This window comes from Embleya sp. NPDC005971 (assembly GCF_040629175.1).
Classification (GTDB): domain Bacteria; phylum Actinomycetota; class Actinomycetes; order Streptomycetales; family Streptomycetaceae; genus Embleya.
In genome coordinates, this window is record NZ_JBEXUX010000004.1 from 164,975 (window position 1) to 191,428 (window position 26,454).

The window sequence follows — 26,454 nt, forward strand, 5'->3', positions numbered from 1 at the left end:
CGCGTGGCCGGTCGGCGTGTGTGCGCCTACGCCGGGGGAGGGGGAACGACGGGCAGCAGGATGCCGTGGCCGACCTTGCCGACGGTTTCGCCGAGCGCCTCCTCGTGGCTGCGGTAGATCAGCGAGCCGATGCGCTTGTCGTTCCACAACGATTGCGCGGTGATCCAGGCGGCCTTGCGGGCGCCGGCGATGGAGAAGCCGGAGACGGCGTGCTTGAGCAGTTCGGCGTCGCGGGTGGCGACCTTGACGATCCGGATCTCGAACTCCGCGCGTACCTCCGCCTCGGCGTCGGCGAGCAGGTCGTTGACCTTGTCGTAGTCCTCCTGGACCGGCGGCGTGTCGGGTGTGGTGTGGCGTTCGGCGCAGGTCTCGACGACGGCGACGGCCAGGTCGTGGTTGATGTGCGCGTTCATCCCGGCCAGGGCGAACTGGATCGGCCAGATCACCCGGTTGTCGCGGGCGCGGAACAGCGGCGCCCAGGCCCGGTCGACCGAGCGGCCGGCCTTGGCGGCCTCGACGTTGCGCAGATACAGGCCGGCGAAGATGACGTCCATGCGCTCCAGGAACGCGTTGTCCTTGAACGAGCCCGCGGTGACCTTTTCCTTCACCAGCTCGGTGACCTTGAGATACATGTGGTTGAAGCAGGCGACGCCGTCGCTCGGATCGAGTTCGGTGTCGATCTGCCGCATGCGCGCGATGACGTCGTCGATGGTGGTGGGCTGTGCCGTGGTCGTGGCCATGAAGAGTCTCCTGCGGGTGGTGACGGCCGACGAAAGGATCTATCCGCAGTAGTGAATCAGCTACGAAGAGTAATTCTCGGTGGCGGCGACCGGCGAGACCCGACAAAAAACAACAGGTTGGGGGGGCTTGTGGGTGTGCGGGGCGCCCGAACGGAGCCCATCCCCCGCGCTCGAACATGTTCGAGCGCCATCCGGGCGAGGGGCGGCGGGCGCCACCCACGGCACCCACGTCGACCGGATCGAGCCTGCCGGCCAAGGGAGTTGCTCCCGCCCCGTCCGCTTCGCCGCAGGCAGTGGCTGGACCGCGCCGGGCGGCCTCCGCCACGCGGCCGGGACGACGGCGCGATCGGCTGCGCGCCGAAGCGCGGGGGGACACTCGGTAGGGTGTGGCGCGCGCCGGTGAGGCCGCGGGCGGGGACACGAGGGTGGGGGCGAAACCATGGCGGCGGTCGGCGAGGGCGCAATCGGCACCACGGCCTCGGAGGCGAGTCCGTCGCCGCCGACCGACCGGGTCGTCGGCGTCCTGGAACTGCTGGCGAGTCGACCCGCCCAGGCGTTCAGCCTCAGCGACATCGCGCGTGCGCTGGGCATGAGCAAGGCCACGTGCCACGCGGTGACCGCGAGCCTCGCCGGGGCCGACTACCTGATCCGCAATCCGGTCGACAAGACGTTCACGCTGGGTCCGGCGCTGGTGGCGGCGGGCCGCGCGGCCGAGCGGGCGTTTCCCGCCGTACACCTGGCCCAGGCGGAGGCGGCGACGCTCACCGACGAACTCGGCCTGCAGACGACGGCGGCGATCCGCAGCGAGGACCATCTGGTGATCGTCGCGTATGCCGGCACCGGGCCGGACGACGGTGCGGTGCGAATCGGTCGCCGCATCCCGCTGGCACCGCCGTTCGGCGGGGTGTTCGTGGCCTGGAGCGACCGGGCGGTGATCGACGAATGGGCCCGGCGCACCGAACACCGCGCGCCGCGCGAGCCGTTGCTCGACTCGCTCGCCGCGATCAGGACCCGCGGCTACAGCGTCGAGCGGCTGACCCCGGCGGGCGTACGGCTGCGCCACGCGCTCGCCGAACTCAGCGACGACCCGCTCGCCGAGGGTCTCCAGCCGATGGTGATGGCGCTGTTGGCCGAACTGCGCCAGGCCGAGTATCTCCCCGGCGACCTCGAAGGCGACGGTCGGCATCCGGTCAGTGCGATGAGCGCGCCGGTCTTCGACGCCGAAGGCCGTACACAGATGAACCTTTCGGTGCAACCGCAGCGCGAGATGACCGTGCGCGAGATCGAGCGCACCGGCCGCCGCCTGCTCAGGAGTTGTACCCGCATCATGCACGCGGTCGGCGGCAAACCCCCGGCGACCCGCCCCTGACGGGACTACGCCCGGGTGTTCGGGTGCAGGACGGCGAACAGGCCCCGGGCGCGGGTGCCTTCCGGCGTCCGCCAGGGACCGCCGACGTGGCCGGTCGCTCCCTGCGGAAGCACGAACGGGCCGTCTGCGGCAGGCCGTAGGACCCGGTGCAGGCGCAGCGTCGGGCCGTCCGGCGTGGTCAGCGCGGTGCCCTCGTGGTCGTCGGCGGTGGTGAAGTCCGTGGGGATGGCGCCCGCACCGGTGTAGGCGGCGACGACCTCCGGGTCGGGGAGGTCGCTGACGCCCTGGTCCTGGGCCTGCGCCCGACCCTCGATCAGGGCGGCCAACCGGGCGATGGATACGGGATCCTGGCAGCCGTCGTAGGCCCAGCGCCGGCCCAGTACGCCGTGCTCCATGGTGCCGACGAGGGCGTGCTCCGCCCCGTCGAGCGGGGCGCCGCGATAGGTGAGCGGCACCAGGTAGGTGGTCGGCCGGGGGCCGGAGCCGTCGGTGATTACGGCGAACTCGATCCCGACCTCGCCGCGTGGGTCGTCCAGCCGGAAACCGCCGGCCCTGGCCAACCGCGGTTGCGCCGAGCCACCGCGGTACCACGGACGCGAGGGCAGCCAGGCGGTGAGCAGTTCGAGCTTGCTCGGGGTGAGGGTGGTGTGGTGGATGACGGCCATGCCGAAGGCTACCAACGGCCGCCGCCCGAACGCCGCGTCCCGGCGACCCGACCCGTTATGCCCCTCGTACGGGCGGTTTTCGTGGCAAAGAGCGAGTGGTCGTCGACAATCCGTGATCAAATGGCTCGACTGGATTGTTGGTTGGCACAGTGCCGCGTTGCCGCGTGCGTGGTCGCCGGCACCGAAGCGCCACGGAGAGACTCACATGGGCCACCTGCGCTCGCACCCGCCAAGGGTGCTGCTCGCCCTGCTCGTTCTCCTGCTGTGCGCGCCGACGCTGCGCGCCGAGACGGCACGGGCGACCGCACCCCCGACGTCGGGCGGCCCCGCCCGGGCGACCGCCGACGTCATGCCGACGGCCGCCGGCGCGTCGGCGCGGGCCCGGGCCACCCGGGAGCGCGTCGAGGTGGTGGCCGAGCGCGGCGACGCCGCACGGGTGTTCGCCAATCCGGAAGGGACGTTCACCCGCGAACAGTCCCTGCGACCACACGGCGCGGCCGCACCGGCGAACCGGCTTCGCGCGGGGGACAACCAGCCGCAGTGGTCGTCGGGACCGGGTGGCTGGGCACTGGTGTACGGCCTCCCCGGCGACCTGCGCGGACAGTCCTACTGGCCGGGCGACGGTGACGGAGTCGCCAAGGTCGGCTTCAGTTCGTGGGAGCGGCCCACGGTGCTGGTGCGTTCCTACTTCCAATACGACGTGGGCGCGTTGGCCGGAAAGCAGGTGCTCCGCGCCGAGTTCAACGTCTTCGAATCGTACGCACCCTCGTGCACGCCCCAACCCGTGCAGGTGTGGCAGACCGGCGTCGTGGAGCCCTGGACCACCTGGGACACCCAGCCCCCGGCGATTCGCGAACTCGACACCCGGACCGTCGCCAACGGGTACGACTCCCGGTGCCCGGTCGACTGGGTGGGGTTCGACGTCACCGCCGCGGCACAGGACGCCGCGGCCGGCAACCGGCTCGTGACGCTGATGTTGCGCGCGCCCGACGAAGGCGACCGGTACCAGTGGAAGAAGTTCCGGCCCGACCCCAGGCTGATCGTCAGCTACAACTCCCCTCCGGAACCGCCCTCTGCCCTGGCGGTCGGCGACCGGAACGGCGACCTCGCCTGCGGCGTGCAGCCCCACGAGCCGTACGTGCGCACCGGCACGCCGACACTGCGCGCAACGGTCGGCGACCCGGACGGCGGGCCGGGCGCGGCCGAGTTCGAGTGGTGGGCGCGTGGCGAGCGCCCGCTGGGCTCCCGCGGCACCGTCATGCGGACCTCGGGGACCTCGTTCTCCGTCGCCGTCCCGGACGACGTGTTCGGCGACGGCGCCAGGATCGGGTGGCGGGTGCGCGGGTGGGACGGCACGGCACACGGCCCGTGGTCCGGCTGGTGCGACGTCACCGTCGACGGGACGGCCCCGGCCGCACCCCCGATCGTCGGATCCACCGACTATCCGCCCGACGGGTTCGGCGGCGGCATCGGCAGGACCGGCCGGTTCGCGCTGCGCACCGGCGGCGACGCGGACATCGTCCGGTTCAGGTACGGCCTGGTCACCCCGCCGACCCGCGAGGTGGCCGCGGTCGACGGCGCGGCCTCGGTGGAGGTGACCCCGGCCGTCGGCGATCCGCACGACCTGTACGTGGTCGGCGTGGACCGCGCCGGCAACGAAAGCCCGCCGACGGCCTACCACTTCCGCGTCCGCACCACCCGCTTCCCACCGGTGCGGCACTGGCGCCTGGACGGCCACGCCCCCGAGACCGCCGTGCCGGACGCGCTCGGACGCGGCAGCACCGGGACGCTGGTCCCGGGACAGACGGCCTGGGACACCGGCCGGGTCGGCGACGCCGTGTGGTTCGACGGCCTCGCCGGGCATCTGTCGCTGGGCCCCACCTCGACGATCCACACGGGCGGCAGCTTCTCGGTTGCGGCCTGGGTGCGCCTGGACCGCCTCGACGGTTCCTGGCGCACCGCCGTGAGCCAGGCCGGGGACCGGGCGAGCGGGTTCTATCCGCAGTACCGCAGCGACACCCGACAATGGGCGTTCACCGTGCCGAGCGCCGACGTCGACGACTTCGCGGGGGACCGGGTGTCGGGCGACGCCCCGGTCCGCCCGCACGTGTGGACACACCTCGTCGGTGTCTACGACGCGGGCGAGGAACAGATCAGGCTGTACGTGGACGGCAGGTTCGCCGGCCGGGCACCGCATGCCACGCGCTGGCACGCCGCCGGCCCCGTACACATCGGAGACGCCCGATTCGACGGTGCGGCGGTCGACTTCCGGCCCGGCGCCGTCGACGACGTGCGGCTGTACGACCGGGTGCTGACCGACGGCCGGGTGAACCCGGGCGATCGGGTCGCCCCGGACAGCGACGTACACACCCTCGCCACCAAGCCCGCCGAGCCCGCCGGACGCTGGACGTTCGAGGAGAACACCCCCGACTCCACCGCGGACACCTCCGGGCAACGTCGCGCCGGCACGTTCGTGGGCGGAGCCTCGTGGACCCCGGTCGGCACCGGCCGCGCCGTCCTGCCGGACGGCGTCGACGATCACGTCGTGGTGGCGGGGGTGCCGGCCCGCACCGACGCGGGCTTCACCGTCGGCGCCCGAGTCCGTGCCGACGCGGCGCGCACCGACATGACCGCGGTCAGCAGGTCCGAGGCCGGCACCGCCCGATCCGCGCTGCGTTACGACGCCCGGCGCCGGGCCTGGGAGTTCGTGGTCACCGCCGACGACACGGACGACGCCCCGAGGTGGACCGCCACCGCGCCCGTGACCGCAGTAACAGGCCGATGGACGCACCTGGCCGGGGTCCACGACACGGCCGCCGAGGAACTGCGCCTGTACGTGGACGGCGTGCTCCAGGCCGTCGCCCGCGCGGGCCCGAGCCGGCCGATCGACGAGGGACTGCGGATCGGCGCCCACCTCACGCGCGGGGTCCCGGACGAATTCTGGGCCGGCGCGATCGACGACGTGCGCCTCTACCGCGGTGTGCGGGCGCCGGACCAGATCGCCGACGAGGCCGACGACCCCACCGAGGGAACGGTGTTCGCCCGGGACGGGCTGCACCGCAGCCTCGCGCACGACGGCGAGCACACCACCACCGGCGGCGCCGGAGCGGCGGGGCTGGCACCCCCGGGATCCCATCTGGAGTACGAACTGGGCTGGTACGCCCCGGAGGGGGCCGCCGGCACCCGAGTGCTGTACTCCTGCCTGCTCGGCGACGACCAGTTCACGTCGGTCGACCCGCGCTGCGAAGGTCACCGCCTGCTCGGCGCGTTGGGGTCGATCCATGCCGAAGCCCCGGGCGACGAACCGGTGATCGACCTGTACCGCTGTCGCACCGCCGGCGGCGAGCACTACGACTCCGTGCACGACGACTGCGACGGCGGCGGTACCCGCGAGTTCCGGTTGGGCCGGCTGCGCGCGTACGCCCCGCTGATCCGTTATGTGCAGCCGGACGCGCCGGCGGACCACACGAGCACCGTGGGCGGGACGGCCCCGGGCTACCGCGCGGAAGGGCGGATCGGCGTCCTCTCCCTCGTCCAACGCCCCGGCACCCGGCTGCTCTTCGCGTGCCGCGACGGCACGGACACCTTCACCTCGCTCGACAGCGCCTGCGAGGGCGGACACGGGCTGCGCACCCTCGGCTGGATCCACTCCCGGGCCGCGATCCCGGGCGACGACCGGTGCCCGCGCACGTCCTACGCGCGCAATCGGGAGACCCGGCCGGTGTCCGCGGTCGGCCGCGTCGAGGTTGTCGCCGTCGCGTGCGCCACGCCGCCGCGCTTTCCGGAGCACGCCGTCTCCGACGAACGCACCCACTACGACGGCCTGGCGTGGGCGGAGCCACCGACCGCCGGGGACGCGACTCTCCGGGAGAAGGTCGCGGCCTACGCGGACGGTCGACCCCGGTACGTTCCGGTGACCCGGACCCGCCACGACGTGCACGGCCGGGTGCTGGAGTCGGTCGACGCGCTGGACCGCAGGACCGTCACCGCCTTCGCTCCGCCGACCGGCCCTCCGCAGACCTCGACGAGCACCAACCCGCTCGGCCACACGACCACCACGACGCTGTTCCGCGCCTGGGCGGAGCCGCAGGCGGTCGTCGACGCCAACGGGCGGCGCACCGAGTTCGTCCGCGACCCGCTCGGTCGGCTCACCGAGGTCTGGATGCCCGGCAGCGCCGCCGGATCCCGCCGACTGCACGAGCGTTACACCTACACGATGCGCAAGGACGGCACGAGCCACGTGGCCACCGCGACCGCCAAGGCGGACGGCGGCCTGGTGACCGAATACAGCCTGCACGATGGCATGTTGCGCGCACGCCAGACGCAAAAGCCGGCCTGGGGCGGCGGTCGGGTGGTCACCGACACGTTCCACGACCCGCGCGGTCTGGTCGTGCGCACCAACAGCGCGTACAACACCGTCGGCGAGCCGGACGGCAACCTGGTCGGCGCCGATCCGATCGCCGTCCCGGCCTACACCACGACCCGATTCGACGGCGCCGCGCGCCCGGTCCTGGCGACGACGCCGCCGGCAACCGGCACGTGGAGACCCGGCAGGGCCCGAACGGCGCGGCCGAGACCGTCCGTACCTACCACTACCCACCGGCGGGCGCCCCCCAGCCGCACACCGTGCGGTCCGTCACCACCGGCCCTGGCAACGCCGGCGAGCAGTCGTACACCTACGGCCCCACCGGCGCCACCACCGTTCGTCCCGGCCCGAACGGCGATGCGCAGCACGTCACTTGGGACGCGGAGGACCGTCCGGCCGCGGTGACCGACCGCACCGGGACCACCCGCTACGTGCACGACTCGGCACGGGCGTCTCGTACGGCTTCGGCACCCCTTCCCTGAGTGCCGGCCTGGAACCGGGCTTCGGTTGGCGGTAGCGGAACCGCCGCGCCACGCGGCCTCGTTCGTGGCCCGGCCGGGGCCTACGCCGGGTCGGCGGGCGGCACCTGTTCGGGCGTCGGGAGCAGCGCGATGCCCGACCTGAGTCGCACGGCGCCCGGCAGGTCCAGGCCGCAGCGGCGAGTGGCGACGACCGACTCCTGCATCGCCAGGGTGCCGGTGGTCGTACAGGTGCCGCAGCGCAGCGACGTCAGCCGGGCCTGCCGGACGACCGCCTGCATGCCCTCGATGTCGAAGGCGACGGTGAGGCGGATGTCCAGGGTGCCGACGCGGACGCCGTCGACGGTCAGGTCGACGCACGGGCGATGGGTGGAGGTGACCTGGTGGGTGGCCAGTGCGACGACCTCCTCGGTGTCCGGCGCGGCGCGGGTGCGGTGTGCGGCCTGGACGAGCGCGCCGTGTTTGGCCCATCCGGCGGCCACCAGGTCGAGCAGATCCAGGCTCAGGAAGCCGTCGACCACCGTGCCGATCTCCTGCTCGACGGTGCGGCCCGCGCTGTCCGTCAGGCTCTGGGCGCCGCGCCCGAGCAGCGTGGCGACCTCGTGTTCGTGTGCCGCGTCGGCGAGTGTTTCGGCAGCGGCTTCACCGTCGGCGCCGAACAGCAGTTCGCGCACGGACGTGGGGTGCGGCGCGGCGTCGGTCATGGGTCCGGCTCCTCGATGGTTTGTTCACCGGGGTCCGCGCGGGGTTCCAGCCGTACGGTCCGGTTCGTTCCGTGGGTGTCCCGCACGTCCTGTACGCCGGCCGCGGCCGGGCCGGGGCGGATGACGGCGCGAACGTGTCGACGGGTCCAGCGTGGTCCCCGCCCGCGACGGAAGATGCCCAGGTAGCCGGCGAGCGCGGCGACCAGCAAACCGCCGCCCGCGATCATCCCGATCATCCAGCCCGAGCCGGCGCCGGCTCCGGTGCCGCCGACCGCGGTCGACGACGAGGTCGGCGTCGGCTTTCGGGAAGAGGCCGGTCCGGTGCCCGTGGTGACCTCGAAGGGGGCGGAGGCGTCGGCTTGCCCGCAGTACGCCGAGACCCGATGGCTCCCCTTCGACGCGTCCTTCGGGACCACCAGTCGGACGGTGAAGCCGCCCCCGTTCGGGGCGACCCCCGTGGCGGCGGTGATCGTGGCACCGTCCCAACGCATGTCGACCCGGGTTCCGGGACGGCAGGCCGCGAAGCCGGAGCCGGAGACCGCCACCGTGGTGCCGGCACCACCCCTTGCCGGGGCCAGGACCAGAACCGCGGCCCGGGAGCCGGGGGCGGGCGTCGTCCCTCGGGGGGACGGCTGCCCGCTCTTCGTGGACGGCGCAGGCGTCGTCCTTCGGGCGGACGGAGCCACGGGCGAGGGAGGGTACGGCGGATAGGTGATCGGCGGCGGCGGCGGCGGTGGTGGAGGCGGCGGCGGTTGTGGCGGTGGGGGAGGCGGCGGTGCCACGTGGGCGTGCGCGACGCAGGTCGGCGCGCAGACCCCGGCCCCGACGCAGAGCAGTGCCCCCACCAACCCCGAGACCGCGATCAGTCGCCCGCTCCGCCCGGTCTCGGGGCGTCGGGCGGGACCGTCGCACGCCTCCACCGTGGTTCCTTCCGTGTGTCCCCGGCGCGAGAGCAGGCTCTCGACTCGATCACGAGCCACAAAAAAACGCGTTCCGGCGCGCAACGCACCGGAGCGACTCCGGTTCAGACAAACACGGGACGGCACGTGTCGCATCCGGATGGTCTCGGCGACATCTGCGGCGTCGGTGCCCCCGAACCGGGCGGGAAACCGATTATCGTGAATTCGAAAGATAGTCTTGCGCATTTCGGTGAACACATTTCGGGAAACCTCCCTGGTCGGTGGTATATCTGGTCCGCCGGAATCAAATCCAGGAGGGTCGCTTTGGGATTGTCACGCAAATACGCGAATACGATCACCCAGGGACCCACCCCGGCGGATGTGGCGCGGGCGCCCGGCCTGCCCTATCCGAGCGGCTGGTCCGCGCTGGCCTTCTCCGACGAGTTGAGGCCCGGAACCGTGCTCACCCGACCGCTCCTGGGCGAGGACGTGGTGCTGTACCGGTTGCGGACCGGGGGCGTTCGGGCGGTCCGTCCCTACTGTCCGCACCTGGGTGCCCATCTGGGCCTGGCCGACCTGGACGGGGACGACCTGGTGTGTCCGTTCCATTCCTTCGCCTTCGGTCCCGACGGTTCGTGCGTCCGCACGGGATACGGCACGCCGCCACCGAAGGCGCCGCTGGATGCGATTCCGGTGCACGAGGTCAACGGCGCGGTCTTCGTCTGGCGGCACCACGACGGTCGGGAACCGGACTGGCGGATTCCCGCCTGGCGGGCGATCGCCGGCCTGCCGACTCGGCACGTGACGTGGGAAATGGCGGGCAATGTCCAGGAGGTCATCGAGAATTCCGTGGACATCGGGCATTTCGCGACGCTGCACGGCTGGGTCCGGGCCGAACTCGGCGCGCCGATCGCGTACGAGGAAACGAATTTCCACGTGTCGATGCGAGTGCGCGAGAGCGCTCCGCTGATCGGTGAGTTCGACGTGGAGGTGGAGGTCGACGGCTATGGCCTGGCCTGCCTCCAGGCCGAGATCCACACGCCGCGCTTCGGCCTGCGGATGTACACGCAGGTGATGCCGACCGCGATCGCACCCAATCGGATGCAACTTCGGCAGGCGAACCGGGTCACGGTGACGGAGCCGTCCTGGTCGACGCCGGGCCTGGCCCGGACGGTGACCCGGGCCGTCACGCGTGCGCTGGAATGGCCGCTGTTCCGATCGAGTTGCGCCTTCACCGCCGCCGACTTCCCGATCTGGCACCACAAGCGATACCAGCAGCCCCCGCGACTGGGACTCGGGGATGGGCCGATCGGCGCCTTTCGGCACTGGGCCCGGAAGTTCTATCCGGCGGAGGGCGTCGAATCGAGGAGCGCCGCACACGCCGACAGGTCCCTCGAACGGGCCGCGCCCGAGCGGGTGAATTCACCGGGAGGGTGAACGCCACACGGTCGCGCCGGGGCGGGTCGGGGTCGAGATCGTCGACGGCGCGATCGGTCGCGCCCGGGTGCAGCAACCGTGATATCCGCGACCGGCCGTATATCTTTCATCACGCAACGCAACCAACCGTCTGTACGTGGACGTCACCGTCCGCGACGACCGAGAGGATCGCCGTGCAATCAACACTCATCGACGACAAGCCCCGGCACATGTTCGCCCTGTTCGACACCGACCGCAACGGGGTGATCACGGCGGAGGACTTCCAGCAGCACGCGGAGCGAATCGTCGGCCAGTTCCCCGACGCGGACCCGCAGAAGATCCAGGAGGTGCGCCGGCAGTACGCCGAGCTGTGGAAGGAACTGGCCGAAGCGGCCGACGCGGACCGTAACGGCCAGGTCGACGAGGCCGAGTTCGCGGTGCTGCTCCAGGGCTCGAACCAGAAGGAGGCGGCCCGTACGGTGGGGCGCCGGATGGCCGAGTTCACGCTCGCCGACACGAACGGCGACGGCTACCTCGACCGGCAGGAGATCATCCCGCTCCTGAAGGGCTACGGCGTTCAGGGAAGCCGGGTGGACACCGTCATGGAGATCCTGGACAAGGACGGCGACGGGCGCATCTCGTCCGAGGAATACGCCGTCATGCTGCGCGACGTCTACATGGGCACCGACCCGTCGTCGCCCGGAGTGGCCCTCTTCGGACGCCTCAGCGACGCCTGATCCACCGGAGACACGCGACCGCCCGTCGCCGCGACGACGGGCGGTCGTCTGTGTTCGCGATGCCGCGCACCGAACCACGACCCACGGATGTTTACGACCATGACAGTTACGAGGAACGCCGGCTGCCGCGACAAGATCGCGGTCATCGGGATCGGGTGCCGGCTGCCGGGCGGTGCGGGCGATCACCGGGCGTTCTGGCGGAACGTGATCGAGGGCAGGGACTGCCTCACGCCGACCCCGGCAGACCGGTACGACCTCGGCACACTGCTCAGCCGTGACACCGCCAAGTCCGGGCGGCTGGTGGGCGGTCGCGGCGGCTACATCGACGGGTTCGACACGTTCGATCCGGCGTTCTTCGGCATCAGCCCGCGTGAAGCGGAGCACATGGATCCCCAGCAGCGCAAGCTCCTGGAGGTCGCCTGGGAGGCGTTGGAGGACGGCGGGCAGCGCCCCGCCGAACTGGCCGGTCGCGAAGTCGGCGTGTTCGTGGGCGCGTTCACCCTCGACTACAAGATCCTGCAATTCGCCGACCTGGGCTTCGAGACGCTGGCCGCGCACACCGCCACCGGCACCATGATGACGATGGTGTCGAACCGCATCTCGCACTGCTTCGACTTCCGCGGCCCCAGCCTCTCCATCGACACCGCGTGCAGCTCGTCCCTGGTGGCCGTCGACCTGGCCTGCCGCAGCCTGCTGCGCGGCGAGAGCAGTCTGGCGCTCGCGGGCGGCACGCTGCTGCACATGGCCCCGCAGTACACCATCGCCGAGACCAAGGGCGGCTTCCTGTCCCCGGAAGGCCGTTCGTGCACCTTCGACGCCTCGGCCGACGGCTACGTGCGCGCCGAGGGCGTCGGCCTGGTCGCGCTCAAGCGTTTGGCGGACGCCCGGCGCGACGGCGACCCGATCCACGCGGTGATCGTCGGCAGCGGCGTCAACCAGGACGGCCGGACGAGCGGGATCACCGTGCCCAACGCCGACGCCCAGGTGGCGCTCATCGAGCGGGTCTGCGCCGAGGCCGGCATCACCCCCGGCGACCTCCAGTACGTCGAGGCGCACGGCACCTCGACACCGGTCGGCGACCCGATCGAGGCGGCCGCGCTCGGCCGGGCGCTGGCGATCGGACGCGGGCCGCAGGACCGGTGCTACGTCGGCTCGGTCAAGCCGAACATCGGACACACGGAGTCGGCCGCGGGCATCGCCGGCCTGATCAAGACCGTGTTGTGCCTCGAACACCGGGTGATCCCACCGCACATCAACCTGGAGCGGATCAACCCCGCGATCGACCTCGCGTCGCTGCCGTACGAGATCCCGACCCGGCCGACCCGGTGGCCCGATCACGACGGACCGGCGCGGGCCGGGGTGAACGCGTTCGGCTTCGGCGGCACCAACGCGCACGTGGTGTTGGAGGAGCCGCCGAAGGCGCCGGTCCGGCCGGCCGGCGACGAATCCGACACGTACACCATCCTGCCCCTGACCGCGCGCGACCCGGCGGTCCTGCCGGAACGGGCCGCGGCGATCCGGCGCGAACTCGCGGGCACCGACGGCACCCGCGTGTCGCTGTCCGACCTGGGGCACACGCTGGCGCACCGTCGCCAGCACCTGGAGTCCCGGCTGTCCCTGGTGTACACCTCGCGTGCGTCGCTGGAGGAGGCGCTGGACGCCTACCTGCGGGACGAGGAACACCCCCGGGTGCTCGCGGACCGCAGCCGCGACGGGCTGGGGCGGCGCCTGGTCTGGGTGTTCACCGGGATGGGTCCGCAATGGTGGGCGATGGGGCGTCGGTTGTTCGCGAGCCGGCCCGTCTACCGGGAGGCGGTCGAGCGGTGCGACCGCGAGATCGCCGAACTCACCGGCTGGTCGGTGGTCGAGGAACTCGGCGCGGACGAAGCCGATTCCAGGATCGGCGAGACCTGGCTGGCCCAGCCCGCCAACTTCGCCCTCCAAGTCGGCCTGGCCGCCCTGTGGCGCCACCACGGAGTGCGGCCCGACGCCGTGGTCGGGCACAGCACCGGCGAGGTGGCGGCCTTCCACGAAGCCGGGGTCTACAGCCTGCGGGACGCGGCCAGGATCGTGGTGCACCGCAGCCGACTCCAGCAGCGCCTGGCGGGGACCGGCACGATGCTCGCGGTGAGCCTGTCCGCCGCCGAGGCGACCCGACGCCTGCGGCCCTACGCCGACCGGGTGTCGCCGGCCGCGTTCAACAGTCCGACCTCGGTCACCCTCGCGGGCGACCCGGACGCGCTGGAGCAACTCTTCGCCGAACTGCGCGCCGACCAGGTCTTCGCCAGGTTCCTCGACGTGCAAGTGCCGTACCACAGCGCGCGGATGGACCCGATCAAGGACGAGCTGCTGTCCTCGCTGGCGGACATCAAGCCGCAGCCCGCGCAGCTCCCGGTCTACCGGACCGGTCGCGAAGGCACCGCGCAGGGACCCGAGTTGGACGCCGGCTACTGGTGGGAGAACGTCCGGGGCAGTGTGCACTTCCGGGCCGCGGTCGACCGGCTGGCCGACGACGGCTACGGCGTGTTCCTGGAGATCGGCCCACACCCGGTGCTGGGCCACGCGATCCGGGAATGCCTGGCCGCCCGCGGCCGGGAGGGGCGCACGCTGGCGTCCATCCGCCGCCGGGAGGACGAGAACGAGACCTTCACCGGGTCGCTGGCCGCGCTGCACAACCTGGGCGTCGACGTCGCCTGGGACGTGCTGCAGCCCGCCGGGCGGCCGGTGGCGCTGCCGCCCTATCCCTTCAAGCGGGACCGCTACTGGACCGAGCCCCGCGCGGTGGAACAGATCCGGCTCGGCCGGATCGACCACCCGCTGCTCGGCCGGCGCCTGGCGCACGCCGACCCCACCTGGGAAGTCAGGCTCGACGCCGAGACGTTGCCCTATCTCGACGACCACCGCATCCAGGGCAACGTGGTCTTCCCCGCGGCGGGATACCTGGAAATGGCCGTGCAGGCGGTCCGGGCGCTCACCGGCGGGACCGACGCCACACTCGCCGACATCGAACTGCGCAAGGCCCTGTTCCTGCCCGACGGCGAGTCCGCGACCGTGCAACTGTCCTTCGCGGGCGAGGGCGCCGCCTTCACCGTCGCCGGCATCACCGGCGACGGCCGGGGCCCGGCCGTGCACGCGAGCGGAGTCGTCCGGGCCGGGCAGCGCCGCCGACACGGCGGCACGCTCGATGCCGACGCGATCCGCGCGCGCAGCGCCCGGCGACTCGACGCCGGCGAGTGCTACCCGGCGTTGGCCGCCGAGGGCTATCACTACGGTCCCGCGTTCCAGGGCATCGAACAGGTGTGGACCGGCCCCGACGAGGCGCTGGCCCGGATCCGCGCGACCGCGCCGCTCGGCGACGACGCCGCCCGCCATCATCTGCATCCGGTGCTCCTGGACGCCTGCTTCCAGACCCTCCTGACGGTGCGGTTGGGATCGGCCGGCGCGGACGGTGCCGTCCTGTTGCCGCTGTCGATCGACGAGGTGCGCATCGACGCCGTCGGCGACCGGCCGCTGTGGGCACACGCGACGGTGGTGCGGCGCGGCGCCGGCGAACTCGTCGGGGACATCGCCCTGTACGACGACGACGGTGTGCCGCTCGGCCTGATCAGCGGCTTTTGTGCGGGCGACGTCGAGCGGGCGGCGACCGCGGTCGGCACGAACACCATCGACGGCTGGCTCACCGATGTGACCTGGGTCGACCGGCCGCTCGACGCGGGCGAGGCGACGGTCGACGGTGCCCACGACTGGCTGGTGTTCGCCGACGCGCAGGGGGTCGCCGACGAGTTCGCGGCCGCGGTGGTCGCCGGCGGCGGGCGCTGTCATGCGGTCCGCCCGGGCAGTGGCTACCGCAGGGCCGCCGAGGGACACGCGTGGACGGTTGCGCCCGGTTCCGTCGAGGACCTGGCGCGCCTGTTCGCGGACCTGCGCGCGGACGCGGGCGCCGTGCCCGGGCACATCGTGCACCTGTGGAGCCTGGACGTGCCGCGGCTCGACCCGGACGACGGGCAGGCCCTCGATCCGCACCTGTTCGACCGGCACACCGACACCGGCGCCTACTCGCTGATCACCCTCGCCCAGGCGCTGACCCGCGAACTTTTGCCCGCCAGGCTGCACATCGTCACCCGAGGCGCGCAGGCGGCGGCCCCGGGGGACGCGGTACAGCCGCCGGCCGCGCCCGCCTGGGGCATCGGCCGGGTGTTGCGGCAACAGGAGTTGACCGCGCACCCGGGCAAGCTGATCGACCTGGACCCGGCCGCGGCGCAGGACGCCGGAGCACGCCGAGCCGAGGCCGCGGCGCTGCTGCGCGAGATGTCCGTCCAGGACGAGGACGAGATCGCGCTGCGGGCCGAGCGCCGGCTCACCGGTCGGCTGGCGTCCGCCACCGGGCTGACCCGACCGTTGCCGCTGCGCCTGCGCGCCGACGGAAGTTACCTGGTGACCGGCGCCTTCGGCGCGCTCGGCCGGTTGTTGTGCCGCACGCTCGTCAAGCGCGGGGCCCGCCGGCTGATCCTGATGAGCCGCAGCGCCCTGCCCGAACGCGAGCGGTGGCACGAGATCGACCCCGACACCCCGGCCGGTCGCCGGGTGTGCTTCGCCAGGGAGCTCGAAGCACTCGGCGCCCACCCGGTACCGGTGACGCTGGACATCACCGACGAGGCCGCCCTGACGGTGTGGCTGGCGCACCATCGGCAGACCCAGGCGCCGCCCGTTCGCGGCGTGTTCCACCTCGCCGGACAGGTGCACGACGCCCTGCTGCCGGGCATGGACCGGGAGGTCTTCCACGCCGCGTACGACCCCAAGGCGGTGGGCGGGTACCTGCTGCACCACCTGTTGCGCGACGAACCGCTCGAACACTTCGTGCTGTTCTCCTCGATCGCCTCGCTGCTCACCACGGCCGGCCAGACCAACTACGCGGCCGGCAACGCCTTCCTGGACGCGCTCGCGCACCACCGCCGCAGCCGCGGCCTGCCCGCCCTGAGCGTCAACTGGGGCCCTTGGGCGACCGGCATGATCGAGGAACTCGGACTGGTCGAGCACTATCGCGTCAGCCGGGGAATGAGCTCGCTGTCCCCGGAGACCGGCATGGCCGTGTTGGAACGGGTCATCGGCCAGGACCGCGCCCAGTTGCTGGTCGCCACCGTCGTCGACTGGCCGACGTTCCTGGCCTGGTACCCGGCACCGCCGGCGCTGGTGGCCGAACTCGCCGCGGTGGGCGATCGGCACACCGTCGTCGGGGACGACACCTTCCTGGACACCTTCCGCGGCGCCGACACCGAGGAGCGCCGGCGGTTGCTGACCGAACGCTTCACCGCGCTGGCGGCGGGCGTATTGCGGATGAACGCGCAGGCCGTCGGCCCGGACGACACACTGGGTGCCCTCGGCCTGGACTCGCTGCTCGCGATGGAGCTGCGGGCCCGCATCCACACCGAGTTGGGCGTCGCCCTGCCGGTGGTGGCGCTGCTGGGCAACGCGCCGGTGGCCGAACTGGTCGCGCAGGTGCACGTCGGCCTGGTCGAACTGCCGGACACGGACCCGGGGGACGCGGGCGACGCCGACGTCGAGCTGTTCGACGACGAGCGGCAGTTTCCGTTGACGCAGAACCAGAAGGCGCTGTGGTTCCTCAAGCAGCTCAACCCCGACGGGTTCGCCTACAACATCGGCGGCGCGGTCGAGGTCCGCGTCGAGCTGGAACCCGAGCTGATGCGCGCCGCGTTCACCGCGATGATCGAACGTCACCCGCTCCTGCGCGCCAACCTGGTCATGGTCGACGGCCGGCCGGTGCAGCGGATCAACGCGGCGAGCACGCCCGACTTCGGCGTGTTCGACGTGCGGGACCGGGAGTGGGACGACATCCGGTCGATGATCATCCGCGAGTACCGCAAACCCTACGACCTCGAACACGACCCGCTGATCCGCTTCCGTCTGTTCGAGCGCGAGCGGGACCGCTGGGTGATCATGAAGGCCGTGCATCACGTCGTCTCCGACGCGATCTCCACGTTCACCTTCATCGAGGAACTGCTCGCGGTCTACGAAGGACTGCGGCACGGACGCCCCGCCGAACTGCCGCCGGTCCCGGCCCGCTACCTCGACTTCCTCAACCGGCAGAACCGGTTCCTGGCCCGCCCCGACGCGCAGCGCATGCTCGACTACTGGCGAAGCCGGCTGCCGGCCGAGGTGCCGGTGCTCAACCTGCCCACCGACGGGCCCCGACCCGCCGTGCAGACGCACAACGGCGCCTCCGAGTTCTTCGTGCTCGACGAGGAGACGAGCGCACGCGTGCACGCCCTGGCGCGCGAGCACAACGTGACCGTGTTCATGGTGCTGCTCAGTGCCTACTACCTGCTGTTGCACCGCTACAGCGGGCAGGACGACCTCATCGTCGGCAGCCCCGTCACCGGCCGCACGAACGAGGATTTCGGCTCCGTCTACGGATACTTCGTCAACCCGCTGCCGCTGCACGTGAACCTCGCGGGCGAGCCGTCGACCGCCGAACTCCTGGCCCAGGTACGGGAGACCGTACTGGGTGCACTCGACAACCAGGAGTACCCGTTCGTGCTGCTGGTCGAAAAGCTCGGTCTCCAGCACGACCCGAGCCGCTCCGCGGTGTTCCAGGCGATGTTCATCCTGCTCACCCACAAGGTCGCCACCGAGCACTGGGGCTACCGCCTGGACTACATCGAACTCCCGGAGGAGGAGGGTCAGTTCGACGTGACCCTGTCCGCCTACGAGGACGAGGCCGAACACCGCTTCCACTGCGTCCTCAAGTACAACACCGACCTCTTCCGGCCGGAGACGATGCGGCGGATGGCCGCGCACTACGTCAACCTGCTGAGCGCGCTGACGCGGGAGTCGGCGGCCCGTCCGGCGACCGGGCTGCCGATGCTGGACCGCCGCGAGCGCGAGCGTATCGTCGGCGAGTGGAGCGGGGCCGAGCGTCGGGTGCCCCACGAGGTCCCGGTGCACGAGCTGTTCGCCCGGGCGGCGGCGGCACGGCCCGAGGCGATCGCGGTCTCGGCCCCCCAGGAATCGGGCGCGGTCCGAAGGATGACCTACGCCGAGGTCTCGGACGACTCCGCCGCGCTGGCCCACCGGCTGCGCGGGCTGGGGGTGCGCGAGGGCACGGTGGTGGCGCTGTGCCTGGACAAGACACCGGAGTTGATCGTCACCCTGCTCGCGGTGCTGCGGGCGGGCGGCGCGTATCTGCCGCTGGATCCCGGCTACCCCGCCGAGCGGCTCGCCTACCTGGTGCACAACGCCGGGGCCGCGCTGGTCGTGGTCGCGGACGCGGACGCACGCGGGTCGGCGGCCTCGGCCGGCGCCGAGGTGCTGACCCTGGACGAGCTGTGGCAGCGCGCACCCGCCGACGCCGGGGAGGCGCTGCCCGCGGTCGGCCCGGACGCGCCCGCGTACGTCATCCACACCTCCGGCTCGACAGGTCGGCCCAAGGCGGTCCAGGTCGGCCACCGCAACCTCGCCTCGGTATACGCCGGATGGCGCGAGGCGTACCGACTCGACGACGAGGTCCGGGTCCATCTGCAACTGGCCAACCCCTCCTTCGACGTCTTCACCGGCGACCTGGTCCGGGCGTTGTGCTCCGGCGGCACGCTGGTGTTGATCGGCCGCGAGCTGTTGTTCAACACGGCCCGCCTGTACGAGACGATGCTCGCCGAGCGGGTCGACTGCGGGGAGTTCGTCCCGGCGGTCGCACGCGCGCTGCTGCGGCACTGCGAAAGCCGGGACCTGCGGCTGGACTTCATGCGGTTGCTGATCGTCGGCTCGGACACCTGGAAGGTCGAGGAATACCGCCGCCTTCGCGATCTGTGCGGCCCGCGCACCCGCCTGGTCAACTCCTACGGGCTCACCGAGGCGACCATCGACAGCACCTGGTTCGAAGGCCCCACCGACGCCCTGGAACCGAGCCGGATCGTGCCGATCGGGCGGCCGTTTCCCAACAGCACTCTCTACATCCTGGACCGGTACGGCGAGCCGGTGCCCTCGGGCGCGCCGGGCGAGCTGTGGATCGGCGGCGACGGCGTCGCACTGGGCTACCTGGGCGACCCGGAGCAGACCGCGCAGCGCTTCGTGACGCTGACCCTGGGCCCGGAGCCCGACGCGAACCCGGTACGGCTGTACCGCACCGGCGACCTCGCCCGCTGGAGCGACGACGGCTGCGTGCAACTCCTCGGGCGCACCGACGCGCAGATCAAGGTGCGCGGCCACCGCGTCGAACTCGGCGAGATCGAATCACGGCTGGCCGGGTGGCCCGACCTGGACCAGGCGGTGGTGACCGTACGGCACGACCCGCAGGGGGAGGCCGTCCTGTGCGCCTACTGCGTCCCGGCCGCCGGCGCCGAACTGGACCGGCGCGCGCTTCGCCGCCACCTCGCCGGCTACCTGCCCACCTTCATGATCCCCACCCACCTGGTCGAACTGCCGGCGCTGCCGCTGTCCTCGAACGGCAAGGTCGATCCGTCCGCGCTGCCCGCGCCGCGATTCGGCGAGCCGCACGAGGCGCCGGATCCGCCCTCCACGTACTACGAGATGCGGATGGCCGAGCAGTGGACGACGCTGCTGGGCCGGGAACGAGTGGGCCTCCAGGACGACTTCTTCGAGCTGGGCGGCAGCTCGATCAAGCTGATCGAGCTGATCCACTGCCTCCAGGCGGAGTTCGGCACCACCATCCCGGTGAGTCGACTCTTCCGGAGCACCACCCTGCACGGCATGGCCACCGCCCTGGAACGGATCGACACCGGCCGAAGCACCGACGACCAGCCCTACCTCCGGTTCAACGACGGCGCCGGGCCGCAGGTCTTCTGTCTGCCGCCGGCCGGCGGGCACGGCCTGGTCTACCGCCGGTTCGCCGCGCACCTGCCGGAATACCGGCTGACCGCGTTCAACTATCTGCGCGGCGACGACAAGACCGAACGCTACGCCGACCTGGTCGAGTCGCTGCACACCGAGGGCCCCTGCGTACTCCTCGGCTACTCGCTCGGCGGCAATCTCGCCTTCGAGGTGGCCAGGGAACTGGAACGGCGCGGACGCGAGATCGGGCACGTGATCATCGTCGACTCGTACCGCATCCACGAGTCCTTCACGCCCGCCGACGAACACCTCGAAGCGTTCGAGCACGAACTGCGCGATCACCTGCGCAAGCACACCGGCTCCGAGGCCGTCACCCGAGAGACGTTGGAACAGGCCCGGGAATACATCGACTTCTGCGGACGCAGGCCCAACCTCGGCGCGGTCACGGCCCCGATCAGCGTGATCTCCGACGAGCAGAAGGCGGAGTTCTACCTGGCCGGCCGGCCGGGCACCTGGCACGGCGGTTCGACCACGCACACGACGGTTCACCAGGGATCCGGCGTCCACGCCGACATGCTCGACCCGGACCACCTGCCCTACAACACCGATCTGGTCCGCGCCGTGCTCACCGGAGCCGGGAGGTCGACCCCACCGTGCTGAGCCGGCAGGAGCCGCCCGCCTATCCCTTCGAGCCCGGTGATGGGCTCGAACTCCATCCCAGATATGCCGAATTGCTCGGCCGACCGCTCAGCCGGGTACGACTGGCCGACGGTTCGCAGGCCTGGCTGGCGGTCCGCCACGCCGACGTGAAGGCGGTCCTGTCGGACCCCCGTTTCGGCCTGGCCGAAGCCAAGGGGTGGGCCGAGGAGCGCAGCGAGGGCGCACCACCGGGCAACGGCGGCCTGATGTCCCTGGACCCGCCCGAACACACCAGGCTGCGGTCCCTGGTCGGCGGCGCGTTCGGCGCGCGCCGGGTCGAGCGACTGCGATCGCGTGCGCAGGAGGTCGCCGAAGAACTCCTGGACCGGATCGTCGAGTCGAAGCAGCCTTCGGTCGATCTGATGGAGCGGTTCGCCATCCCGTTGCCGACCACCGTGAACTGCGAACTGCTGGGCGTGCCCGACGAGTACGGCCGGTTCTGGAGCTGGGTGGAGGCCACCCTGTTCGGCGCGTCGACGGCCGAACAACTTCGGCGGGCCGCCGCCGAGTTCGCCTCGCGTACCGCCGCACTGGTGGCGCTGCGGCGCGACACGCCGGGCGACGACCTGCTCGGCTCGCTGCTGCAAGCCTGTGATCGGGACGGCCGGATCACCGAGAAGGAGCTGTCGGCCCTGGTGGGCGACCTGCTCGTCGCGGGCTTTGTCACGGTTGCCCGTCAGATCGCCGTCTCCCTCTACCATCTGATCGGCCGCCCCGACATGTTGTCGCGACTGCGTGCGCACCCGGAGCAGATTCCCCGCGCCGCCGAGGAACTGCTGCGCTACGTACAGCTCATCGAGTCCACCCTCCCGCGTCGTGCCGGCGAGGACGTGCGGCTCGGCGGCGTCCTGGTCCGGGCCGGCGAAATTGTGGTACCGGCGCCGGCGGCGGCCAATCGGGATCCCGCGGTCTTCCCGGAGGCGGACCGCCTCGACCTCGCTCGAAACGACGGCGCGCACCTCGGCTTCGGGCACGGCGCGCACTACTGCCTCGGCGCTCACGTGGCGCGGCTGGAGCTCCAGGTGGCGTTGGAGACGGCGCTGCGCCGGCTGCCCGGCCTGCGCCTCGCGGTGCCGCCGGCCGAACTGCGGTGGACCACCAAAGGCATCGCGGCCGGTCTTCGTGAACTACCCGTCACCTTCGATCGTCGTGTCGGTGGGGTCGGTCGCCGATGACGGGGGAGGACGAGCAGGACTGGGCCGTGCGGGAGCGGCGTCCGGGGGGCAAGCCTCGGGTCATCATCATCGGTGCGGGCATCGGCGGGATGGCCACCGGCTGTTACGCGCAGATGAGCGGGATGCAGACCCGGATCCTGGAGAAGCATGTCCTGCCCGGCGGTTGTTGTACCGCCTGGTCGCGCGACGGCTATCTCTTCGACTATTGCATCGAGTGGATGACCGGCACCGGCTCCGGCAACGACGCGGCCCGGATCTGGCGCGAACTCGGCGCGCTCGACGGCAAGACGGTGACCAACTTCGAGATGTTCAACCGGATCGTCGACGAGCACGGCCGGGCGGTGACGTTCTACAACCACCCCGACCGGCTGGAGCGGCACCTGCTGGAGATCTCGCCGGCCGACGCCCGCCTCATCCGCGCCTTCTGCCGCGACCTGAGACGGTTCATCGGCCTCAACCACTACCCGTTCCTGACCGCGGCCCCGCTTCGGACCGTGCGCGAGAAGCTCGACGCACTGCGCACCATCCTGCCGTGCTTCGGCCTGCTCTGGCGCACCTCCACCACCAGGATGGAGAGCTTCTGCGGCAAATTCCGCGACCCGCTGCTTCGCCGAGCCTTCCCCTACATCTTCTTCCAGGACCACGAGGTCTTCCCGCTGTTGCCCTACCTGTTCAACATGGCCAGCGCCTACCACGGCAACGCCGGTTTCCCGCAAGGGGGTTCGCTGGGTCTGTCGCGTTCCGTCGAGGAGCGCTACACCTCGCTGGGCGGCCGGATCAGCTACCGTGCCCGGGCCACCCGCATCCTGGTCGACCGGGACCGCGCGATCGGCGTCGAACTCAAGGACGGGACGCGCCACTACGCCGACCACGTCGTCTCCGCCTGTGACGGCTACACCACGATCCACGGGCTGTTGGGCGGGCGCTACACCAATCCGACCATCGACACCCTCTACACCGAGACCCTGCACAAGCCGGAACTGGTCTACCCGGGCGTGGTCTCCGCCTTCGTCGGCCTGGTCGGCGACGTCCCCGAGGCCCCACACAGCACCACGTACCTGCTGTCCCGGCGCGACGGTGCCGCCTTACCGGCCGCGCAGCAACAGAGCCTGGTGGTGCAGATGCGGTCGCGCTACTGCGACTCCTTCGCGCCCCCGGGCCGGTCGGTGATCCACTGCACCTATTTCAGCGACTTCGCGTACTGGAAGACCCTGCGCACCACCGACCGCCGGGAATACCGCGCCCGCAAGGCCGAAGTCGCCGCTTTCGTGCGGGACTTCCTGGAACGGCAGTACCCGGGCATCGCCGAGCGCATCGAGGTGACGGACGTGGCCACACCGGCCACGACCCTGCGCTACACCGGCAACTTCAACGGCAGCATCCTCGCCTGGAAATCCTTCACCGAGGCCGAGGACCTGGCGAACAAGCTGGTCAACCGGGACCGCATGCGGCTGCCTGGGCTGCGCGGCTTCTCGATGACCGGCCAGTGGATCGGCGGCGGCAGCCTGATCCGCACCGCGTCGGCGGGCCGCTTCGCCGCGCAGTACCTGTGTGCGGAACTGGGGCTCGACTTCACCGCGTGGGACAGCCCCGGCGCGGAACCCTGGCATCGCGGCAAGCTCGGCCGGTTGCCCCGGTTGGACGTTTGAGGAGGCACAGGATCATGCCGCGATCGCGACACGACAGGCAGTCGATGATCATCATCGGGGCCGGCCTCGGTGGCCTGTCCACCGGATGCTACGCGCAGATGAATGGATACCGGACCTCGATCTTCGAGATGCACGAACTCCCCGGCGGCTGCTGCACCGCCTGGGACCGCGGCGACTTCACCTTCGACTGCTGCATCAGTTGGCTCCTGGGCAACGGCCCGGGCAACGAGATGCACCAGATCTGGCTCGAACTCGGCGCCCTCCAGGGCAAACAGATGCGCCACTTCGACGTCTTCAACATCGTGCGCGGCCGGGACGGCCGAGCCGTCTACTTCTATTCCGATCCGGACCGCCTGGAACGCCACCTGCTGGAGATCTCGCCCCCCGACGCCAAGCTGATCCGGAACTTCTGCGCCGGCCTGCGGGCGTTTCGCAAGTGCCTGGCCGTCTATCCCTTCCTCAAACCGGTCGGCCTGATGGGCCGGGTCGAACGCTGGCGCATGCTGGCCTCGTTCCTGCCGTACTTCAACGTCATCCGCACCTCGATCTCGACGCTGATGACGGACTACTCGGCACGCTTCCGGGACCCGCTGCTCCGGGAGGCGTTCAACTTCATCCTGTACGAGAAGCACGCCGCGTTCCCGGTACTGCCGTTCTACTTCCAACTCGCCTCGCACGCCAACCTGTCCGCCGGCGTCCCCGAGGGCGGCTCCCTGGGACTGGCCAAGTCGATCGAGCGGCGCTATCGAAGCCTCGGCGGTGAGGTGACCTACAACGCCAAGGTCGAGCAGGTGCTGATCGAGAACGACCGCGCGGTGGGGGTGCGACTCAGCGACGGACGGGAGTTCCGCTCGGACATCGTGGTATCCGCGTGCGACGGGCACACCACGACCATGCGCTTCCTGGGCGGTCGCTACCTCAACGACACCTACCGGCGCCTGTACACGAGCACCATCAAGGAACCGGGCATGGTCTTCCCCGGCTACGTGATGCTCTTCCTCGGCCTCAGACGCCCCTTCCCGCAGAGCGAACCGTGCACCACCCACCTGCTGGACGAGGCGCTGGCGACCAAGCTGACCGGCCTGCGCCATGCCAGCATCAACGTGCAGTTCCGCAGCAGGCACTATCCGGAACTGTCCCCCGAGGCGAGCACGGTCGTCTACGCCACCTACTTCTCCGACACGGCCCCCTGGCGGGACCTGAACGAGGGGCGGCCGGAGCAGGGCACCCGCCGGCACCGGGGGCGGAACGTACACACACTGCCGCTGCGTCACGGGCGGGAGTACTACGCGGCCAAGCATCAAGTGCGCGATGCGCTGGTGGCGTTCCTGGACGAACGCCATCCCGGGCTCAAGGACGCGATCGCGGTGCGCGACCTGTCGACCCCGCTCACCCAGGTTCGGTACACCGGCAACTACGACGGGACCGTGCTCGGTTGGCAGCCGTTCGTGGAGAGCGGCGAGACCCTGGAGGAGGAGATCAAGAAGAACGGGCCGACTCTTCCCGGCCTGGCGAACTTCTATCTGTCCGGAGTGTGGGCCACCACCGGCGGCCTGATCCGGGCCGCCGCGGCCGGGCGCCACGTTGTGCAGTTCATCTGTCGCGACGACGGCAGGACGTTCACCGCCGACATCGACGACAGCGCGCCGGCCCCGACCCACGTCGTCATCCCCGTCACACAGGAGGTTGGTAGTCGATGAAGGTTGAGAAATGGGTGGTCCGAGAGCACGCCGCGGGTGTGCCCGACGTCGACCGGATGTACGAGAAGGTGGTCGAGGACGTCGATCTCCCGTTCGGGGACGACGAGATGCTCCTGCGGACCCGGCATGTCTCCGTCGATCCCTTCCTGAACGGCCTCGCACAGGTGACCCCGCTGGGCGAGCACGCGCCCGGCCTGTCGATCATGGAGGTGCTCGATGCGGGGCCGGACGCCCCCTTCCGGCCCGGTGACCTGGTGGAGGGGTTCGGTGGCTGGCGCACCCATGTGGTCGGCGACGGGAGGGCATACGTCTGGGACACCGGCTCGTTCCTCTTCGACGTCACGCCGTACCGCAAGCTCCACCCGGAGCACTACGATGACACGCTGCCGATCACGACGGCGTTGGGAGTGCTGGGAGTTCCCGGGTTGACGGCCTGGGGGACGATGACCAAGTTCTTCACCGTCGAAGCCGGCGACACGGTCGTGGTCAGTGGCGCGACCGGAACCATCGGATCCCTGGTCGGGCAACTGGCCAAGCGGGCCGGTGCCCGGGTGATCGGCACCACCGGCACTTGGGAGAAGGCGGCGTACCTGCGGGAGTTGGGCTTCGACGCCGTGGTGCACTACACGCGCCGGCACGACCCCGAGCAGGTGCACGCGGCACTGCGGGAGGCCGCGCCGGACGGTGTCGACAAGTACTTCGACAACATGGGCGGCGCGATCACCGACGCGGTGTTCACCATGCTCAACCGGTACAGCCAGGTGGCGGTGTCGTGGCAGTGGGACAGCACGGTCGGGGGCGATCGGGTCGGCCCGCGTCTGCTGGAGAACATCATGCGGCCGCGCACCACGATTCGCGGCATCTACGCGCAGGACTGGTACACGGACGAGGACTTCGCCGCGCTGCACCACGAGTTGGGCGGTCTGATCCGGCACGGTGAGATCACCTACGACCAGACCGTGCACTACGGTTTCGACAACATCCCGCAGGCATACCAGGGCCTGTACCTGAACCGGGCGGGCAGCCGAGGCAAGCTGCTCGTCGAACTGTAGGC

13 protein-coding genes are annotated in these 26,454 nt (G+C 71.3%); 9 read left to right on the forward strand and 4 right to left on the reverse strand.

Annotated elements, in window-relative coordinates; translation table 11 throughout:
* Window positions 1-26: 26 nt before the first annotated feature.
* Window positions 27-740 carry a DUF5995 family protein gene (locus ABZ374_RS06260; RefSeq protein WP_360306887.1) on the reverse strand — a complete coding sequence of 238 codons (714 nt, stop codon included), beginning with the start codon at window positions 738-740 and terminating at the stop codon, window positions 27-29.
* A 439-nt stretch (window positions 741-1,179) separates the two neighbouring features.
* Between ABZ374_RS06260 and ABZ374_RS06265 the strand changes: the two genes are divergently transcribed.
* Window positions 1,180-2,109: a helix-turn-helix domain-containing protein gene (locus ABZ374_RS06265; RefSeq protein ID WP_360306890.1), complete on the forward strand. Its 930-nt coding sequence runs from the start codon at window positions 1,180-1,182 to the stop codon at window positions 2,107-2,109.
* A gap of 5 nt (window positions 2,110-2,114) precedes the next feature.
* Here ABZ374_RS06265 and ABZ374_RS06270 read toward each other — a convergent pair whose 3' ends face one another.
* Entirely contained in the window at window positions 2,115-2,774 is a 660-nt protein-coding gene (locus ABZ374_RS06270) for a 1,4-alpha-glucan branching protein (protein ID WP_360306893.1), read from the reverse strand.
* 205 nt (window positions 2,775-2,979) lie between these two features.
* Here ABZ374_RS06270 and ABZ374_RS06275 point away from each other — a divergent pair, with 205 nt between their 5' ends.
* Window positions 2,980-7,545, forward strand: a complete 4,566-nt coding sequence (locus ABZ374_RS06275) for a LamG-like jellyroll fold domain-containing protein (RefSeq protein WP_360306896.1) — start codon at window positions 2,980-2,982, stop codon at window positions 7,543-7,545.
* Window positions 7,546-7,702: 157 nt separating this feature from the next.
* Here ABZ374_RS06275 and ABZ374_RS06280 read toward each other — a convergent pair whose 3' ends face one another.
* Window positions 7,703-8,323: a hypothetical protein gene (locus tag ABZ374_RS06280; RefSeq protein WP_360306899.1), complete on the reverse strand. Its 621-nt coding sequence runs from the start codon at window positions 8,321-8,323 to the stop codon at window positions 7,703-7,705.
* Complete coding sequence (locus ABZ374_RS06285; RefSeq protein WP_360306902.1) at window positions 8,320-8,814, reverse strand: hypothetical protein; 495 nt, start codon at window positions 8,812-8,814, stop codon at window positions 8,320-8,322. Before ABZ374_RS06285 ends, ABZ374_RS06280 begins: the two co-directional genes overlap by 4 nt.
* 732 nt (window positions 8,815-9,546) lie before the next feature.
* On the opposite strand from ABZ374_RS06285, the gene ABZ374_RS06290 reads away from it, so the two are divergent.
* From ABZ374_RS06290 to ABZ374_RS06320, 7 genes are all read left to right on the forward strand, one after another.
* On the forward strand, window positions 9,547-10,659 hold the full coding sequence (locus ABZ374_RS06290) for a Rieske 2Fe-2S domain-containing protein (protein ID WP_360306905.1): 1,113 nt from the start codon (window positions 9,547-9,549) through the stop codon (window positions 10,657-10,659).
* 173 nt (window positions 10,660-10,832) lie between these two features.
* Complete coding sequence (locus ABZ374_RS06295) at window positions 10,833-11,375, forward strand: EF-hand domain-containing protein (protein ID WP_360306908.1); 543 nt, start codon at window positions 10,833-10,835, stop codon at window positions 11,373-11,375.
* Window positions 11,376-11,474: 99 nt separating this feature from the next.
* Window positions 11,475-20,837, forward strand: coding sequence for an amino acid adenylation domain-containing protein (locus ABZ374_RS06300; protein ID WP_360306911.1), 9,363 nt, complete (start codon window positions 11,475-11,477; stop codon window positions 20,835-20,837).
* Window positions 20,831-22,051 (forward strand): cytochrome P450, encoded by a 1,221-nt coding sequence (locus ABZ374_RS06305; protein WP_360306914.1) that lies wholly within the window; start codon window positions 20,831-20,833, stop codon window positions 22,049-22,051. The genes ABZ374_RS06300 and ABZ374_RS06305 overlap by 7 nt, the downstream gene beginning before the upstream one ends.
* Window positions 22,048-23,700 carry an NAD(P)/FAD-dependent oxidoreductase gene (locus ABZ374_RS06310; RefSeq protein ID WP_360306917.1) on the forward strand — a complete coding sequence of 551 codons (1,653 nt, stop codon included), beginning with the start codon at window positions 22,048-22,050 and terminating at the stop codon, window positions 23,698-23,700. Before ABZ374_RS06305 ends, ABZ374_RS06310 begins: the two co-directional genes overlap by 4 nt.
* Before the next feature lie 14 nt (window positions 23,701-23,714).
* Window positions 23,715-25,400: an NAD(P)/FAD-dependent oxidoreductase gene (locus tag ABZ374_RS06315; protein ID WP_360306920.1), complete on the forward strand. Its 1,686-nt coding sequence runs from the start codon at window positions 23,715-23,717 to the stop codon at window positions 25,398-25,400.
* Window positions 25,397-26,452 (forward strand): NADP-dependent oxidoreductase, encoded by a 1,056-nt coding sequence (locus ABZ374_RS06320; protein ID WP_360306923.1) that lies wholly within the window; start codon window positions 25,397-25,399, stop codon window positions 26,450-26,452. Before ABZ374_RS06315 ends, ABZ374_RS06320 begins: the two co-directional genes overlap by 4 nt.
* Window positions 26,453-26,454: the final 2 nt, after the last annotated feature.

What these genes read in the sequence shown, in the direction of transcription:
- ABZ374_RS06315 (WP_360306920.1), top strand. Translation starts at nt 23,715, where the DNA reads ATGCCGCGATCGCGACACGACAGGCAGTCGATGATCATCATCGGGGCC.
- ABZ374_RS06270 (WP_360306893.1), bottom strand. Translation starts at nt 2,774, where the DNA reads ATGGCCGTCATCCACCACACCACCCTCACCCCGAGCAAGCTCGAACTG.
- ABZ374_RS06285 (WP_360306902.1), bottom strand. Translation starts at nt 8,814, where the DNA reads ATGCGTTGGGACGGTGCCACGATCACCGCCGCCACGGGGGTCGCCCCG.
- ABZ374_RS06260 (WP_360306887.1), bottom strand. Translation starts at nt 740, where the DNA reads ATGGCCACGACCACGGCACAGCCCACCACCATCGACGACGTCATCGCG.
- ABZ374_RS06320 (WP_360306923.1), top strand. Translation starts at nt 25,397, where the DNA reads ATGAAGGTTGAGAAATGGGTGGTCCGAGAGCACGCCGCGGGTGTGCCC.
- ABZ374_RS06265 (WP_360306890.1), top strand. Translation starts at nt 1,180, where the DNA reads ATGGCGGCGGTCGGCGAGGGCGCAATCGGCACCACGGCCTCGGAGGCG.
- ABZ374_RS06275 (WP_360306896.1), top strand. Translation starts at nt 2,980, where the DNA reads ATGGGCCACCTGCGCTCGCACCCGCCAAGGGTGCTGCTCGCCCTGCTC.
- ABZ374_RS06280 (WP_360306899.1), bottom strand. Translation starts at nt 8,323, where the DNA reads ATGACCGACGCCGCGCCGCACCCCACGTCCGTGCGCGAACTGCTGTTC.
- ABZ374_RS06310 (WP_360306917.1), top strand. Translation starts at nt 22,048, where the DNA reads ATGACGGGGGAGGACGAGCAGGACTGGGCCGTGCGGGAGCGGCGTCCG.
- ABZ374_RS06300 (WP_360306911.1), top strand. Translation starts at nt 11,475, where the DNA reads ATGACAGTTACGAGGAACGCCGGCTGCCGCGACAAGATCGCGGTCATC.